The 14286-nt window shown below is 68.0% G+C and carries 11 protein-coding genes; 5 read left to right on the top strand and 6 right to left on the bottom strand.

Going from position 1 to position 14286, the window contains the following annotated elements:
• Position 1: 1 nt before the first annotated feature.
• Positions 2 to 457, bottom strand: a complete 456-nt coding sequence (locus AB4Z10_RS05655) for a cupin domain-containing protein (RefSeq protein WP_441469515.1) — start codon at positions 455 to 457, stop codon at positions 2 to 4.
• Between the two features lie 8 nt (positions 458 to 465).
• On the bottom strand, positions 466 to 1230 hold the full coding sequence (gloB, locus tag AB4Z10_RS05660; protein ID WP_441469396.1) for a hydroxyacylglutathione hydrolase: 765 nt from the start codon (positions 1228 to 1230) through the stop codon (positions 466 to 468).
• A gap of 157 nt (positions 1231 to 1387) precedes the next feature.
• Here gloB and AB4Z10_RS05665 point away from each other — a divergent pair, with 157 nt between their 5' ends.
• The 4 genes from AB4Z10_RS05665 (at position 1388) to AB4Z10_RS05680 (ending at position 5943) form a co-directional block, all read left to right on the top strand.
• Positions 1388 to 2155 (top strand): class I SAM-dependent methyltransferase, encoded by a 768-nt coding sequence (locus AB4Z10_RS05665; protein WP_441469397.1) that lies wholly within the window; start codon positions 1388 to 1390, stop codon positions 2153 to 2155.
• 102 nt (positions 2156 to 2257) lie between these two features.
• Positions 2258 to 3211 (top strand): acetyl-CoA carboxylase carboxyltransferase subunit alpha, encoded by a 954-nt coding sequence (locus AB4Z10_RS05670; RefSeq protein WP_441469398.1) that lies wholly within the window; start codon positions 2258 to 2260, stop codon positions 3209 to 3211.
• Between the two features lie 197 nt (positions 3212 to 3408).
• Entirely contained in the window at positions 3409 to 4827 is a 1419-nt protein-coding gene (locus tag AB4Z10_RS05675) for a L,D-transpeptidase family protein (RefSeq protein WP_441469399.1), read from the top strand.
• A 210-nt stretch (positions 4828 to 5037) separates the two neighbouring features.
• Entirely contained in the window at positions 5038 to 5943 is a 906-nt protein-coding gene (locus AB4Z10_RS05680) for a TorF family putative porin (RefSeq protein ID WP_441469400.1), read from the top strand.
• A gap of 75 nt (positions 5944 to 6018) precedes the next feature.
• Here the strand turns inward: AB4Z10_RS05680 and AB4Z10_RS05685 are convergent, their stop codons facing one another.
• From AB4Z10_RS05685 to AB4Z10_RS05700, 4 genes are read right to left on the bottom strand one after another with little or no spacing between them, the layout of a single operon-like run.
• Complete coding sequence (locus AB4Z10_RS05685; protein WP_441469401.1) at positions 6019 to 6690, bottom strand: AroM family protein; 672 nt, start codon at positions 6688 to 6690, stop codon at positions 6019 to 6021.
• Between the two features lie 59 nt (positions 6691 to 6749).
• The gene (locus AB4Z10_RS05690) at positions 6750 to 8423 is read right to left on the bottom strand and encodes an OPT/YSL family transporter (RefSeq protein ID WP_441469402.1); all 1674 of its coding nucleotides are present in this window, start codon (positions 8421 to 8423) and stop codon (positions 6750 to 6752) included.
• Between the two features lie 54 nt (positions 8424 to 8477).
• On the bottom strand, positions 8478 to 12326 hold the full coding sequence (locus AB4Z10_RS05695) for a hydantoinase B/oxoprolinase family protein (protein ID WP_441469403.1): 3849 nt from the start codon (positions 12324 to 12326) through the stop codon (positions 8478 to 8480).
• Positions 12323 to 13108: an IclR family transcriptional regulator gene (locus tag AB4Z10_RS05700; protein WP_441469404.1), complete on the bottom strand. Its 786-nt coding sequence runs from the start codon at positions 13106 to 13108 to the stop codon at positions 12323 to 12325. Before AB4Z10_RS05700 ends, AB4Z10_RS05695 begins: the two co-directional genes overlap by 4 nt.
• A gap of 204 nt (positions 13109 to 13312) precedes the next feature.
• Between AB4Z10_RS05700 and AB4Z10_RS05705 the strand changes: the two genes are divergently transcribed.
• The gene (locus tag AB4Z10_RS05705) at positions 13313 to 14284 is read left to right on the top strand and encodes an ornithine cyclodeaminase family protein (protein ID WP_441469405.1); all 972 of its coding nucleotides are present in this window, start codon (positions 13313 to 13315) and stop codon (positions 14282 to 14284) included.
• Positions 14285 to 14286: the final 2 nt, after the last annotated feature.

Consider the following 14286-nt stretch of genomic DNA (forward strand, 5'->3'; position numbering starts at 1 on the left):
GTCATCCCCCAGCCGGCTTGCGCGGCGTCGGCCGCCAGCCCGGCGGCGCCATCTCGAAACCCGAAAATTCGAACCCCGGCGCGACCGTGCAGCCTACCAGCGTCCAGGCGCCGAGCGAGGTCGCGCTCTGCCACCAGCCGGCCGGCACCACGAATTGCGGCCGCTGGCCGGTGGCAAGCTCGGTGCCGAGGTGATGGGCCGAGGCGTCATGACCGTTGGGTGAGACGGTGATGACCAGCGGCGCGCCGGCATAATGATGCCAGATCTCGGCAGCATCGACGCGATGCCATTCCGAGGTCTCGCCGGTGTCGAGGAGGTAGTAGATCGCGGTCGAGAAGCCCCTGGCCTCCGGCCCGGTCGGATCGCGGAAGGTCTCGCGGTAATGGCCGCCCTCGGGATGGGGCTTGAGTTCGAGCAGCCGGATGACCTCGGCCGCCGTCAGCCCGTCGAGCCGCATCGACATGGTCAGAACCGGTTCTTGGCTTCGCGCAGCGCCGCGAAGACCTTGTCGGCCGAAGCGCCCACCAGCCCGACGGCAGCGGCGAGAGCGCCTTCGCCCGCACGGAAGAACGGGTTGGTCGCCCGCTCGTCCGCCACTGTGGTCAGCGCCCAGAAGCGGCCGTCGGCCTTGGCCTTCTCGGCCTCGGCGAAACGCGCCTTGAGCCCCTCGTTCGCCGGATCGACGGAGCGGGCGAAGCGGGCATTGGCCAGGGTGTAGTCATGGCCGCCGAGGAGACGCGTATCGCCCGGCAGCGCCATCAGCCGCGACAGCGAGGTCCACATCCGCTCCATCTGTCCCGGCTGGACGCGCCCGCAGCCCATGACGAAAACAACGTCGCCGACGAGGGCGAGCTTCGCACCGCGCCCGACATAGCTGAGATGCCCGTCGGAATGACCGGGCGTATGCCAGATCTCGAAGCGCTCCCCGCCGAGCGAGACGGCATCGCCCTCGCCGACCACCTTGTCGAGCGGCGCGCTGGCGCGAGCGTCGGCCGGGCCGATGACCGTGGCACCGGTCACCTGCTTCACCTCCGCGACACCCTGCGTGTGATCGTGATGCGCGTGGGTGATGAAGATGTCGCTGATCGTCCAGCCCTTCTGCCGGGCGGCGGCCAGCATCTCGCCGGCATCGGGCACGTCGATGGCCGCGCAGGCGCCGGTGGCGGGATCGTGGAGCAGCGCGCCGGCATTGTCGCTAAGCGTGCGGAAGACGTGAAGGTCGAGCGGCATGGCTTCCTCCGGGAGGGTCGGCCCGTCGCGCGGGCGGATGATCGCCTTCCTGAATGAGCCATGCCCGGCCTCCGATCAACCCGCAACGACACAGCAGGCACCTGCCGCCGCCGCCCTGCCCTTGCGTTCGGCCGCGCGGCGTTCCATCTCAAGCGCCATGCCTCTCGACGTCGTCGACCTGCGCGCCTTCTATGCCAGCCCGCTCGGCCATGTGGCCCGGCGCTTCATCGGCCGAACGATGCTGCGCTTCTGGCCCGACTGCTCGCGCCAGCGCCTCCTCGGCCTCGGCTTTTCGACGCCCTATCTTTCCGTGCTCGGCATCGATGCCGAGCGGACCATCGCCTTCATGCCGGCGGCGCAGGGCGTGGTGAACTGGCCGGCGCCCGGCCTTTCCGCCTCGGCTCTGGTCGAACCCACCCTGCTGCCGCTGCCGACCGCCTCGATCGACCGTGTCGTCCTCGTCCATGCGCTGGAGGAGACGGAAAGCCCGGACGACCTGCTCGACGAGGTCGCGCGCGTCCTCAATCCCGGCGGGCGGATGATCCTCGTCGTGCCGAACCGGCGTGGACTCTGGGCCCGGATGGACGGCACGCCCTTCGGCCAGGGCCGCCCCTTCAGCCGCCGCCAGCTGTCGGCGCTGATGCGCGCCGCCGAATTCTCGCCAGAGCATTGGGCCGAGGCGCTCTACGTCCCGCCGCTGCAGCGGCGGCTCCTGATGCGTTCCGCCCCTGTCTGGGAGCAGATCGGCGCCGGCCTGTCCCTGCCCTTCGCGGGCGTGCATGTCATCGACGCGACCAAGCAGTTCTACCGGCGCGCGCCCCTGCGCGCGACGCGGCGCAGCTTCGCGCTGCGTCCAATCCTGCTGCCGCAGCCCGCTCCCACCCCGCGCGCGGCGGCCCCGCCGACGGAAAGCCGGACGGGTTGACTTTTTTGCCGGGGCGCGGCCAAGGTCCGCCGCCTTTCGCGCCGGTTGTGCCGTAAACCGCTGTTCCGCCCGATTTTCGCGCGGATTCTGAACTGGATCACGATGCGTAGCTATCTGGATTTCGAGAAACCGGTCGCCGAACTGGAGGCGAAGGCGGATGAATTGCGGGCCCTCGAGGCACGCGGCGACGGCATTTCCCTGTCAGAAGAGATCGGCAAGCTCGACGCCAAGGCCAGCCAGGCGCTGAAGGACATCTATGCCGCGCTGACGCCCTGGCAGAAGACGCTTGTGGCGCGCCATCCGCAGCGCCCGCACTTCAAGGATTACTGCGCCGGGCTGATCGAGGAATTCACGCCGCTCGCCGGCGACCGCGCCTTTGGCGAGGACGAGGCCATCGTCGGCGGCTTCGGCCGCTTCCGCGGCGAGCCGGTCTGCGTCATCGGCCAGGAGAAGGGGGATTCGACCGAGACCCGCATCCGGCACAATTTCGGCATGCCCAAGCCCGAAGGCTACCGCAAGGCCGTGCGCCTCGCGGAGATGGCCGACCGCTTTGGCCTGCCGGTGCTGAGCTTCGTCGACACCGCCGGCGCCTATCCCGGCATCGAGGCCGAGGAGCGCGGCCAGGCCGAGGCCATCGCCCGCTCGACGGAAACCTGGCTGGGGCTGCGCAGCCCCAGCGTCGCGCTCGTCATCGGCGAGGGCGGCTCGGGCGGCGCCATCGCCATTGCCGCAGCCAGCCGCGTGCTGATGCTGGAGCATGCGATCTATTCGGTGATCTCGCCCGAAGGCGCAGCTTCTATCCTCTGGCGCGACACGGCCCGCGCGCAGGACGCAGCCACCGGCATGAAGATCACGGCGCAGGACCTGCTGAAGTTCGGCGTCATCGACCGGATCGTGCAGGAGCCGACCGGCGGCGCCCATCGCGACGCGCACGCGGCGATCAGCCGCGCTGGCGACGCGATCGCCGCTGCGCTGGGCGACCTGGCTGGCCTCAGCGGCGAGGATATCGTTGCGAAGCGGGCCGAAAAGTTCCTCGCGATCGGGCGCAATCTCTGAGCAATCTCGGAACGGGATATCTCCCTCGGCGAAGACGGGGGCTCTTTACCGGCCGTTGACCATGTGGCCAGACTCGGCGGGCCTATGGTAAGGAACCCTCAAGGCTAACGCTTCTACAACGAGTCGACGGGCACAATTTGGCCGTCTTGCGAAGTCACAGGTCGCACCTCGGCCTGCCGTTCGATGGGATTGACGACGTGGCAATCAAGCAACTCGCGCTCGTGGCTTTTGTTGCATTGACGCTGGCGGCCTGTGAGGAGGAGCGTTATCGCGGCTCCGCCCGGCACAACATTCCGATCCCGACCGCGACCTACGCGCTGATGTCCGAGAAGGGCATGAGCAAGGATCAGCCGATCCTGATCCGCTCCTACAAGAAGGAATCGGAGCTCGAGGTCTGGAAGCGCAAGGCCGACGGTCAGTACGCCCTGCTCAAGACCTTCCCGATGTGCCGCTGGTCCGGCCAGCTCGGCCCGAAGGTGCGCGAGGGCGATCGCATGGCTCCCGAGGGCTTCTATGCCATCGCGCCTCAGCAGATGAACCCGAACTCGTCCTATTACGTCTCGTTCAACATGGGCTACCCGAACGCCTATGACCGGGCGCATGGCCGCACCGGCGCGCATCTGATGGTCCACGGCGCCTGCTCCTCGGCCGGCTGCTACTCGATGACCGACGACCAGATCGGCGAGATCTACGCGCTGGTGCGCGAGGCGCAGAACGCCGGCCAGCGCGCCGTGCAGATGCAGGCCCTGCCCTTCCGGATGACGCCGGAGAACCTCGCCAAGCATCGCCTCGACCCCAACATCGCCTTCTGGAAGAACCTGAAGGAAGGCACGGATTATTTCGAGGTCACCCGCGACGAGCCCGCCGTCTCCGTGGCTGGCGGCCGCTACGTCTTCAACGGTGGCTCGGCTCCGGCCGCCGTCGCCGTTAAGCGCCAGCAGGATGAGGTCCAGGTCGCCTCGCTCGTCGCCAAGGGTACGCCGGCGATCAAGCTGATCTATGACGACGGCGACCAGCACTCGTCCTTCAAGCAGACCCTGCTTTCCGGCGGCTCCGATGCGCTCAACCGCTCGGCGTCCTGGGGGTCCAGGGATGTCGGCGTCAGCCGCGTCGATGCCCTCTCGGTCGGCCCGCGCGTCGTCGTCCTCGACGACTCGGGCAAGGCGAAGGCGACCGTCCGCGCTGCCTCGGCCGACAATGACGCCGTGCTCGCCGCCATCGCCGCCGCCCCTGCGGAAGAGGCGGCCAAGCCCGAGCAAAAGCCTGCCGCTGCACCGCGCCCGGCAGCAGCCCCGGCCGCGGCGCAGCTCGCCAAGGTCGCCCCCGGCAACGCCCTCCAGGCGCCTGTGCTGGCGAGCGCGGCTTCGACGCCGGTCGCCCCGGCCGCACCCGCCGAGGAAAAGCCCCTGCTGCAGCGCGCGCTCAGCTTCATGCCGGTCTTCGGCGGCGGTTCCAGCGCCACGGCTGACCAGGGCAGCGCGCCCATCGCTTCGGTCGTCCCGGCAACGCCGACCAGCACCAGCGCGCCGCTGCCGCCGCGCCGGGCCAATGGGCTGAAGACGTCGAGCCTCGACCAGTCGATGGCCGGCTACGCGAGCCAGCCGACGACTCGCTGAGCCCAGCGCTGCCGTCGCGCACTGTGACTAAAACAGCACAACACACGCTATAATTGAATTTGCCTGCTTCGCAGGCGCGAAGGCCCTCGTTTCGAGGGCCTTTGCTTTTTGCGTGGGCGGAGCGCCCAAAATCTCGCCTTGCCGGCAAACCGGCCTCGCCCGCTTGATGCGACGACAGCGCAATCAATGCGCGGCGAGGGGTTTCTGCAGATGTCCGATTTCTTCCGTTCCTCGATTCTGGGTTTAAGCCTGGCGACTGCGATGGGCGCAGCCCAAGCCTCGGACCTGCCGAGCAAAAAGGGGCCGCCGCCCGCCCCGGTCGTCCCGGCGATCACCTGGTTCGATGTCGCCTTCAGCGTGAAGGGCATGACCGACTACAACTTCCGCGGCATTTCGCAGACCGATCGCAAGCCGGCCATCCAGGGCGGCGCCGAACTTCAGATCTACAACAATCTGTTTTATCTCGGCGTCTACGGCTCGAACGTCGATCTCGCCACGAGCCCCAATGCCGAGATCGACTTCTACGGCGGCATCCGGCCGAAATTCGGCGACCTCTCCTTCGACTTCGGCGTCTGGCAATATTACTACCCCGCCGAAAAGCAGCTGATCGACGGTGCCGGCGTGTTCTGGACGCCGAAGAACACCGACTTCACCGAGGTCTACGGCAAGGTCTCCTACACCTTCGCCGAGAGCCTGACGCTCGGCGCCAACGTCTTCTACGCCTGGGACTGGCTCGGCACCGGCGCGAGCGGCACCTATGCTTCGCTCACGGCCAAGTACAACCTGCCCTTCCTCGAAGGCTTGTCGGTCTCCGGCGAGCTCGGTCACTACTGGCTCGGCACCACCAACCTCGCGATCTGGTCGACCGTGCCGCCGACCAACCTGCCCGACTACACCTACTGGAACGCCGGCGTCTCCTATACCTGGAAGAACGTCACCGCCGACCTGCGCTATCACGACACCGACCTGTCCAAGAACGACTGCTTCCTGCTGACGGCTGATCCGCGCGGCATCGCCACCGGCACGGGTCGTTCCAATTGGTGCGGTGCCGCCGTCGTCGCGACGCTCTCCTTCGACATCACCGCGAGCAACCTCGGCGTCTTCGCGACGAAATAAGGCGAAGACCGACCACGCAAAACACCGGCCGCCCCACGGGGCGGCCTTTGCGTTTCGGCCGACGCAGCCTCGTCGTCAGACGATCTCGGAAACCAGCTTGGCGATCAGGCTGTTCGACAGGATGACCGGCAGACCGGCTTCCGCCGCCTCCCGGCGATGCCGCTCGACGAAGCCCATGCAATCCATCAGCAGAATCTCGGCGCCACGCCCGGACAACCCGCGTGCGGCTTCCGTGACCGACGCACCGTCGCCGCCATAGGGCGAGGCAGCGGCAAAGAACGGAGCACGGCCGAGCGGCGCCCATTTGCCGGCCTCCGAGGAGATCTGCTCGGCCAGAGGCACGATGATCCCAAGTTGCGCGCCTTGCGTCAGCGCTGCCACGGCGGGCGGCAGGATGCGGTCAGGCTCGACGAGCCGCGCCTTCTCCGTATTCAGGCTCTCGAAATGGCCCGTGCAGAGCATCAGGATGGTGCTGCAGCCTTCGTCCTCCAGCATGGCGAGCTTGCGCTGAGCGGCCTTCTCGGTGCGGGCACGGTCGATGACGACTGCGCTGCCGTCGAGCAGCTTCGTGATCAACACCGGCCGGCTCGGCTCTGCCGCGAAATCGCGTTCGATCTCGGAGCGGCTGAAACCGTCCAGTACGCCGGCATGGCGTCGCGGCAGGTTCGCATCGAGCACCGCATCCAGGATCGGCGTGATGTCGGCCCGCGGCGCCTGGCCGATGGTGAGGGTTCCGAGCTTGCTCATGGTCTCGCGCTTTCCCGATTCGAAAGGCCCGGGCGGTCTCCCGTCCGGGCCTCGGTCCCTCAACGCTTCCAGAAGTTCTTCGAGACGGAGTCGAAGAAGGAGAAGATCGCGTCGCCGGCGATGACGCCAGCGGCGAAGACCTCCATGTCGCCCTCGCCGCTCTTGCCGCGCAGCTTCTCCCAGACCACCCGGCAGAGGATGCCGGCCAGCACCGCCCAGCCCGCCATCGGGAAGTTGATCAGGAGGCCGGTGGCGAAGAGCACGCCGATCTGCCGCTTCGGCCCGCCGATGAACTGCAGGATCGCGCCGGGGATCGCCCAGAGGAAGAGCTGCCAGGCGACGCCATCAGCCACGCCCGCCTTGATCGTCGCGGCATAGACCTTGTTCACGGGTGCGACGAGGTTCTGATCGAAGAAGGACTGGTAGGAGAACAGCACGACCGCGCCGGCGACCACGAAGGCGAACATCGCGGCAAAGAGCTGCTGGCGGCGACCATCGAGCTCGAAGGCGGGGTCGGCACCATTGCCGCGCAGCAGATAACCGGCCTTCAGGTCATAGCCCATATCGGCAAAGGCAGGGCCGGTTGCGGCCGAGAAGCCGACGAGCAGCGCCAGCGCCGGCATCGGGAAGCCGATCAGCATGCCGATGATCAGCGTGATCAGCGCCACCGCGAAGGCCGGGAACCAGCCCGAATGCATCGCGGCGAGGCCGACGATCAGCTCATGCACATAGGCCGCGAAGGCGGCGTAGAGCACGAACAGGATCAGCATGCCGATCGACATGTCGCTCATCAGGCCCCCGACGGCCGCGATGAAGATGGCGATGGCGAGATAGCCGACGGTGCCGAGGCCGAGCGCGCGGCGCACCTCCGCATCGCTGACACCGGCCCTGGCTTCGTCAGCCTTGGCGGCATCGCTGCGCCGGAACAGCAGCAGCGCAACCTGCATGAGTGCGACGAGGCCGGCGCCGATCATGAAGCCATGCGGGATATAGGCAGCCATCAGGTCGCCCTTCGGGATGATGGTCTCGAACAAAGGTCCGCCGAAGAGCGGGCCGGAATAACCGCGCAGCAGCAGGCCGACGCCGAACATCAGCAGCGCCCAGATATTGCCGATGAAGGCGACGCCGAAGGCCGACATCGGGATTCCGGTGACAGCGGCCGAGCCCGCGAAGCCGATCCAGGCGAGCGGGATCTTGATGAAGGAGGCGACGACGCCGGTGCCGAAGCCGATCCCCATCAGCACCGCCTTGCGGCCGCCCTCGTCGCCGGCCTTGATCGCCTCGGCTGCGGCGACGCCCGGCGGCCAGGCACCGGTCGCCGGGAAGACGCGGGAATCGAACATCCGGTAGAGCAGATAGGCGTCGAGCAGCATGGCGAAGAAGGCGCCCGCCAGCATCGGCAGCACGAGGTCCGGTCGGCCGAGCAGCCAGGGAATGCCGACCGGCAGGAGCAGGCTGTTCGCCGCGCCGAAGGTGGCCGAGGAGATCGCGCTCTGGGCCAGGTTCTGCACATGGATCGAGCGGTAGCGGGCGAAGATCGTGAGCGGCACCCGCGCCAGCGCCATGGCGGCGAGCGCGCCGATCAGCGAGGTGTTCGCAGTGATGCCGAGCGACACCAGAAGCTGCATGCCGATGATCGCGCCGAAGACGCAAAGAATGGCAATGAGCAGCAGCGTCGCCGGCTCGAATAGGCTCGGGTGCCGCTGAGGCACTCCTCCAGTCGGATTGTTCATGCCTCAGTCCCCATAATCGCCCCTTGCGGGCTGTTTGCGTTTCGATGCAGCCCGTCAGGCAACCAGGATGCCGGCCTTGGCCTCGCCAACGTCCTGCGTGGCATGCGTTCCCTGCACGCCGTAATCGCGCTTGGCGGCTTCCGGCGAAACGAGGCCGAGCGCGACGTCGCGGGCGGTCGCCTCCCGCGAGCGCTCCGAGGCCGGGCCGTAACCGGCGCCGCCGGCCAGCACGAGCTCGACGATCTCATGTGGTTGCCTGACCTGGACGAGCTCGCCGGTGCCGACGTCCTTCAGCACATGGCCCTGCTCGTCGATGACCCGGCCCGAGGCCCCGCCGCCGGCCTTGCCGCCGAACAGGCCCGGAATCGGGTTGTTGACCCCCTCCGGATAGAGCGAGACCAGCGTCGGCAACCCGTCGTCGGAGAGCTTGCGCAGCCGCACGCGCTGGCCGAGGCCGCCGCGATGCTGGCCGGCGCCGCCGGAGTCGGTGAGATAGGTCTTCTCGACCACCAGCACCGGCACCCGCGACTCGAAGGTCTCGATCGAGGTGTTGGCCGCCGAGGTCGGGTAGAGCAGGCCGGACTTGCCGTCGCCCTGGGCCGAGCCGCCCTGGCCGCCGCCGCAGAAAAGCATGTCGGAATAGGTATCGCCGGCCGCATCGCGGCCATAGACGCTCGCCGCCACCGGCAGGCCGGTGAAGGCCTGGACCTGCTTCGGCGCCGCTTCCGACAAGGCGCGGAAGATGTTCGGCGCCAGATACCAGCCGGTACGGGTGCGCAGGTTCACCGCCAGCGGCTTGTCGCAGTTCAGGATCGAGCCCTTCGGGGCCTCGACCGTAAAGGCGCGATAGCAGCCGGCATTGCCGCGGACATTCGGCGTCAGCATGCATTTCAGCGGATAGGTCGCATGCGCCATCGTGTAGTTGAGCGTGCAGTTGAGCCCGCCCTGCGCGAGCTGCGGCGGCGCCCCGGCGAAATCGAGATGGATCGTGTCGTCCTTCACCGTCAGCGCCAGCGGGTAATGCATCGGCGTGCCCAGCGGATTGTTCGAGGCGGTGCCGTGATAGACCCCGTCCGGAATGGCGCGGATGGCGTCGCGCATCGCCTTCTCCGAGCGGCTCTGCACGACATGGGCGAGCGCCCTTAGGTCCTGCATGCCGTAATCGGTGAGGAAGGACTGCAGGCGCTCGGCGCCGATGGCGTTGGCGGCGACGAAGGAGTGCAGGTCGCCGAGCACCTGCTCGGAGTTGCGCACGTTCTCAGCCAGCAGGCGCACCAGCGTCTCGTTGATCCGGCCGGCCTCGTAGAGCTTCATCGGCGGGATCTGGAAGCCCTCCTCGTAGATCTCGCGGGCCCGCAAGCTGTCCTTGGTGCCGCCGATATCCGAGACATGGCCCACCGTGCCCATCAGCCCGACGACGCGATCGCCGAGGAAGACCGGCGTCACCACCGCGATGTCGAAGAGATGGCCGGCGCAGAGCCAGGGATCGTTGGTGATCAGCACGTCGCCGGGCTTCAGCGTGTCGGCCGGATAGCGCTCCAGCAGCGCCTTGACCGCGCGCGGCAGCGTCAGGTTGAAGACCGGCATGGCGCGGGGCGAATGCGCCAGCGTCTCGCCTTCGGGATCGAGCAATTCGCAAGCGAAGTCCTGCGCTTCCGAGATCACCAGCGAGAAGGCGGTGCGGCAGACCGTCAGCCACATCTCCTCGACGACGTTGATCATCCGGCTCCACATGATCTCCAGTGAGATCGGATCGGCCTCGATCCGGCGCGCGGCCTCGGCCAGCGGCATGTCGGCGGTGATCGTGGTCTCGGCCGCATTGGCCTGTCCGACATGAACCAGCAGGTTCAGCACATCGTCGATGGCGACGCTGTCGCCAGGCGGGACGATCGTGGTCGCTTCGCGCTCCTCGATGATCGCCGGTCCCTTGATGCTGTCGCCGGAGCGCAGCGCGTAGCGGTCATAGACGGTGGCCTCGCTCCAGCCGCCCTCGAACCAGGCCTTGCGGGTACCCTTGATCTTGTTGGTGGCATCGCCACCACCGGCCGCGCCGGAGAGCGAGAGCGTCGGCACCGGGCCGGCGCAACGGACGCGGAAATTGATCGCTTCCAGCCGCGCACCCTCATAGACCGAGGTGTAACGGACGGAATAAGCCTTGCTGAAGGCGGCGCGGATCGCTTCCAGGCTGGAAGCATCGATGGTGCCGGCCGGCAGCGGCACGGCGATATCGTGCATCTGGCCGACGAGGCGCATATCGCCTGAGCGCTCGACCGTGACGTCCTCCGGCTTCACCCCGGCCTCGATCAGGTGCTTGCGGCCCTCAGCCTCGAGGTCCCTGAGCACGGCGTTGACGGCCTCGGCATCGAAGCCCTCGGAAAACTCGACCGGCAGCGAGCGCACCATGTCGAAGGAGAGCGGCGCAGCGAGGAAGCCGAGCGCGGACGCCGCGCCCGAGGCCGGCGGGATGATGACCTGCCTGACGCCGAGCACGCGGGCGACATCGACGGCATGCGCGGGACCGGCACCGCCGAAACCGACCATGGCGTAATGGCGCGGGTCCTTGCCCTTCTCGACGAGATGAACGCGAGCGGCGGCGCCCATGCTCTCGACCACGACCTTGTGGATGCCCCAGGCGGCTTCCTCGATCGAAAGGCCGAGCGGCGCAGCGACGGTCGAGACCGCCTTGCGCGCCGCCTCAAGGTCGAGCGCCATGCGCCCGCCGAGGAAGAAGCTGGGATCGTAATAGCCGAGCACGAGATTGGCGTCGGTCACGGTCGGCTTGGTGCCGCCCATGCCGTAGCAGGCCGGGCCCGGATCGGAGCCGGCCGAATGCGGGCCGACCTTGAGCAGGCCGACCTCGTCGATCGCCGCGATCGAGCCGCCGCCGGCGCCGATCTCGATCATGTCGATGACGGGAGCCTTGATCGGCAGGCCGGACCCTTTGGCGAAGCGGTTGACGCGGCCGGCTTCGAGCATCGGCGCGATCTCGGCGCGGCCATCCTCGATCATGCAGGCCTTGGCGGTGGTGCCGCCCATGTCGAAGGAGATCACGTCCTTATGGCCGGCGAGCTCGCCGAACAGGGCCGTGGCAAGGCCGCCGCCGGCCGGACCGCTTTCGAGCAGGCGGATCGGGAAGGTGCGCGCCGTCTCGGGCGAGACGAGGCCGCCGGCCGAGTGCATGAGCGTCAACGAGCCGCGGAAGGAGCGGGCGGCGAGCTCGCGCTCCAGCCGCTGCAGGTAGCGCCGCATCAGCGGCTGCACATAGGCGTTGGCGGCTGTGGTGACGAAGCGTTGGTACTCCCAGATCTCGGCCACGACCTCGCTCGACAGCGAGACGGTGAGCTCCGGGCAGGTCTCGCGGACGATGCGGCCGGCTTCCTGCTCATGTGCCGGGTTGCGGTAGCTGTTGAGCAAGCAGACCGCGATCGCCTCGCAGCCGGCAGCCGCGAGTTCGCGAGCCGCATTGCGCACCGCGTCGGCGTCGAGCGCGGTCACGACCTTGCCGTCGCGGTCGATGCGCTCGGCCACTTCGAGGCGATGTTCCCGCGAGACCAGCGGATCGGGGAAGGTCAGGAACAGGTCGTAGATGTCGTAGCGCTGCTCCGTCCCCATTTCGAGGATGTCGCGGAAGCCCCTGGTGGTAATCAGGCCGAGCTTGGAGCCCTTGCGCTCGATCACCGCGTTGGTGACCAGCGTGGTGCCGTGGACGATGTCGCCGACATCGGCGAGCGTGATCCCGGCCATCTCGGTGAGTTCGCCGAGGCCGATCAGCGCGGCCTCGGACGGGTCGTGCGGCGTCGTCAGGCGTTTGTGCAGCCGAACCGAGCGCTCCTGCGAGTCGTAGAGGATGAAATCGGTGAAGGTGCCGCCGATGTCGAAGCCGATACGCCAACGATTGCTCATGGATCGATCTCCGCGATGGGAAGGTTCAAGGGAAGGAAGCGCTTGTCCTGGGTCAGGGCCGCGATCTCGGCGGCGCCCTCCCCCAGCAAGCGGATGATGGCGAGGCGCTCGGCCGGCTCGACCGTGGCAGCCGGGAAGGAGATGCAGATCGCAACCTCGTCGCCGGTAGCTGGATCGCCGACGGCGACCGAGATGGCGCGCACGCCGCGCACCGCCTCGTCATGGGATTCGGCGAAGCCGGCGCGCCGGACCACGGCGAGGCGGGCCATCAGCTCGTCCATGGTCTGCGGCGCGGTTTCGGAGGGAGCGGTGAAGTCCGCCGGATAGAGCGCACGGACCTCGTCGTCCGAGAGCCTGGCGAGCAGGGCGCGGCCGGTGCTGGAAGCGAAGGCGGGGATGCGGTCGCCGATCGCGGTGACGACGCGCAGCGCGTGGCGCCCGGGATGGGCGGTGACGCCGACGATCTCGTTGCCGCGGCGGACGCTGATATAGCCGGTATGCCCGATCTGGTCGGAGATCTTGCCGACCACCGCATCGGCGCGGTCGATCAGCGAGGCCGCAAAGCGATAGAGATGCCCGACCTGGTTGAGCAGCAGCGAGGGGCGATAGCGCTTGCTGTCACCGACCGTTTCGAGAAGCCCCTCGTCCCGCATCGCCCGCAGCAGCCGCGAGGCGTTGCTCTTCGGCATGCCCAGCAGAGAAACGAGATCGGTCACCGTCACGTCGTGACGGGTGCTCGAGAAGCAACGAAGCACATCCACGGCCGACGACAGGATGGACATCGGGATCAGCCTTAGAAGTTCCATTAAATGGAACTTAAGTTGCAATAATGGGAACGATACGCCGGTCAATGAGGATGTCAATCCTGTGATCGCACGCGGCCGCTGCGCGTTCCGCCGTCTCGACGCCCGCCATGCTCGGCTGTATCCCCGACTTTAGGTCGGCTTTCTCCGGCCGCCGCGCCTTGCCGCTACGGAGTTCTCGGGATGAGCGACACCCTGCTTTATCTGTCGCGCGAGGACGTCCGGGCCCTGTCGATCCCGCCCGCCGCGGCGCGGGAAGCCGTGCTCCAGGGCTTTCGCCACCATGCTGCCGGGCTGAACCGCAGCCTGCCGAAGAGCACGCTGACGCTAGGCCACGGCCACGGCTTCCAGGCGATGACGGCGGCGTCCTCCCCGCTGGGGATCGCCACGGTAAAATGGGTGGCGATGGCGCCCGTCGCTGCCGGCTCTCCACTGCCGGCGGTGAGTGCGCTGATCTGCGTCAGCGACTACGAGACAGGCCAACCGCTCGCCGTCCTCGACGGCGACGAGATCACGCTGATGCGCACCGCGGCGATCAGCGCCGCCGCGGCATCGCTGCTGGCGCCAGCCGCACCGCAAACCATCGGCTTCGTCGGCTGCGGCTTGCAGGCTCACGCCCATCTCGCCGCCTTCCACGACCTCTATCCCGGCCTGACCAACGCGCTGATGCTGAGCCGCAGCCGCTCCTCAGCCGAGCGCCTCGCCGAAGCGGCGCGCGCAGCCGGCCTTGCTGCTGCGGACATCGTTGATGATGCCGACGCACTCCTCGCCCGCAGCGACATCGTGATCTCGATGGTGCCGGGCGCAGCGGGCATGACGCCCTTCCTTGATGCGAAGCGCCTGAAGCCGAACGCCTTGGCGGTCGCAGTCGATACCGGCCGTAGCTGGAAGCCGGAGACGCTGCCGGCCTTCGACCTTCTGGCCACCGACAGCCTCGAACAATCGCGCGCCCCCTATGGCGCCGACGGCAACCCCGTCACCACTGTCACCTTCCAGCAAGACCTGATCGGGCTGGCCGCGGCACCGCAGCCGAACGCTGCGACCGGCCGCGCCCTCTTCGCCTTTCGCGGCGTCGCCTTCGCCGACCTGGCACTTGCGCATCTTGCCGTCGCGCGGGCCCGCGCGCAGGGGCTCGGAACGGCGCTGCCACGCTGAGG

The organism is Allobosea sp. RAF48 (assembly GCF_052114025.1).
Classification (GTDB): domain Bacteria; phylum Pseudomonadota; class Alphaproteobacteria; order Rhizobiales; family Beijerinckiaceae; genus Allobosea.

Coding starts and splice junctions, on each gene's coding strand:
- AB4Z10_RS05655 (WP_441469515.1), bottom strand. CDS start 457: ATGCGGCTCGACGGGCTGACGGCGGCCGAGGTCATCCGGCTGCTCGAA.
- gloB (WP_441469396.1), bottom strand. CDS start 1,230: ATGCCGCTCGACCTTCACGTCTTCCGCACGCTTAGCGACAATGCCGGC.
- AB4Z10_RS05665 (WP_441469397.1), top strand. CDS start 1,388: ATGCCTCTCGACGTCGTCGACCTGCGCGCCTTCTATGCCAGCCCGCTC.
- AB4Z10_RS05670 (WP_441469398.1), top strand. CDS start 2,258: ATGCGTAGCTATCTGGATTTCGAGAAACCGGTCGCCGAACTGGAGGCG.
- AB4Z10_RS05680 (WP_441469400.1), top strand. CDS start 5,038: ATGTCCGATTTCTTCCGTTCCTCGATTCTGGGTTTAAGCCTGGCGACT.
- AB4Z10_RS05685 (WP_441469401.1), bottom strand. CDS start 6,690: ATGAGCAAGCTCGGAACCCTCACCATCGGCCAGGCGCCGCGGGCCGAC.
- AB4Z10_RS05690 (WP_441469402.1), bottom strand. CDS start 8,423: ATGAACAATCCGACTGGAGGAGTGCCTCAGCGGCACCCGAGCCTATTC.
- AB4Z10_RS05695 (WP_441469403.1), bottom strand. CDS start 12,326: ATGAGCAATCGTTGGCGTATCGGCTTCGACATCGGCGGCACCTTCACC.
- AB4Z10_RS05700 (WP_441469404.1), bottom strand. CDS start 13,108: ATGTCCATCCTGTCGTCGGCCGTGGATGTGCTTCGTTGCTTCTCGAGC.
- AB4Z10_RS05705 (WP_441469405.1), top strand. CDS start 13,313: ATGAGCGACACCCTGCTTTATCTGTCGCGCGAGGACGTCCGGGCCCTG.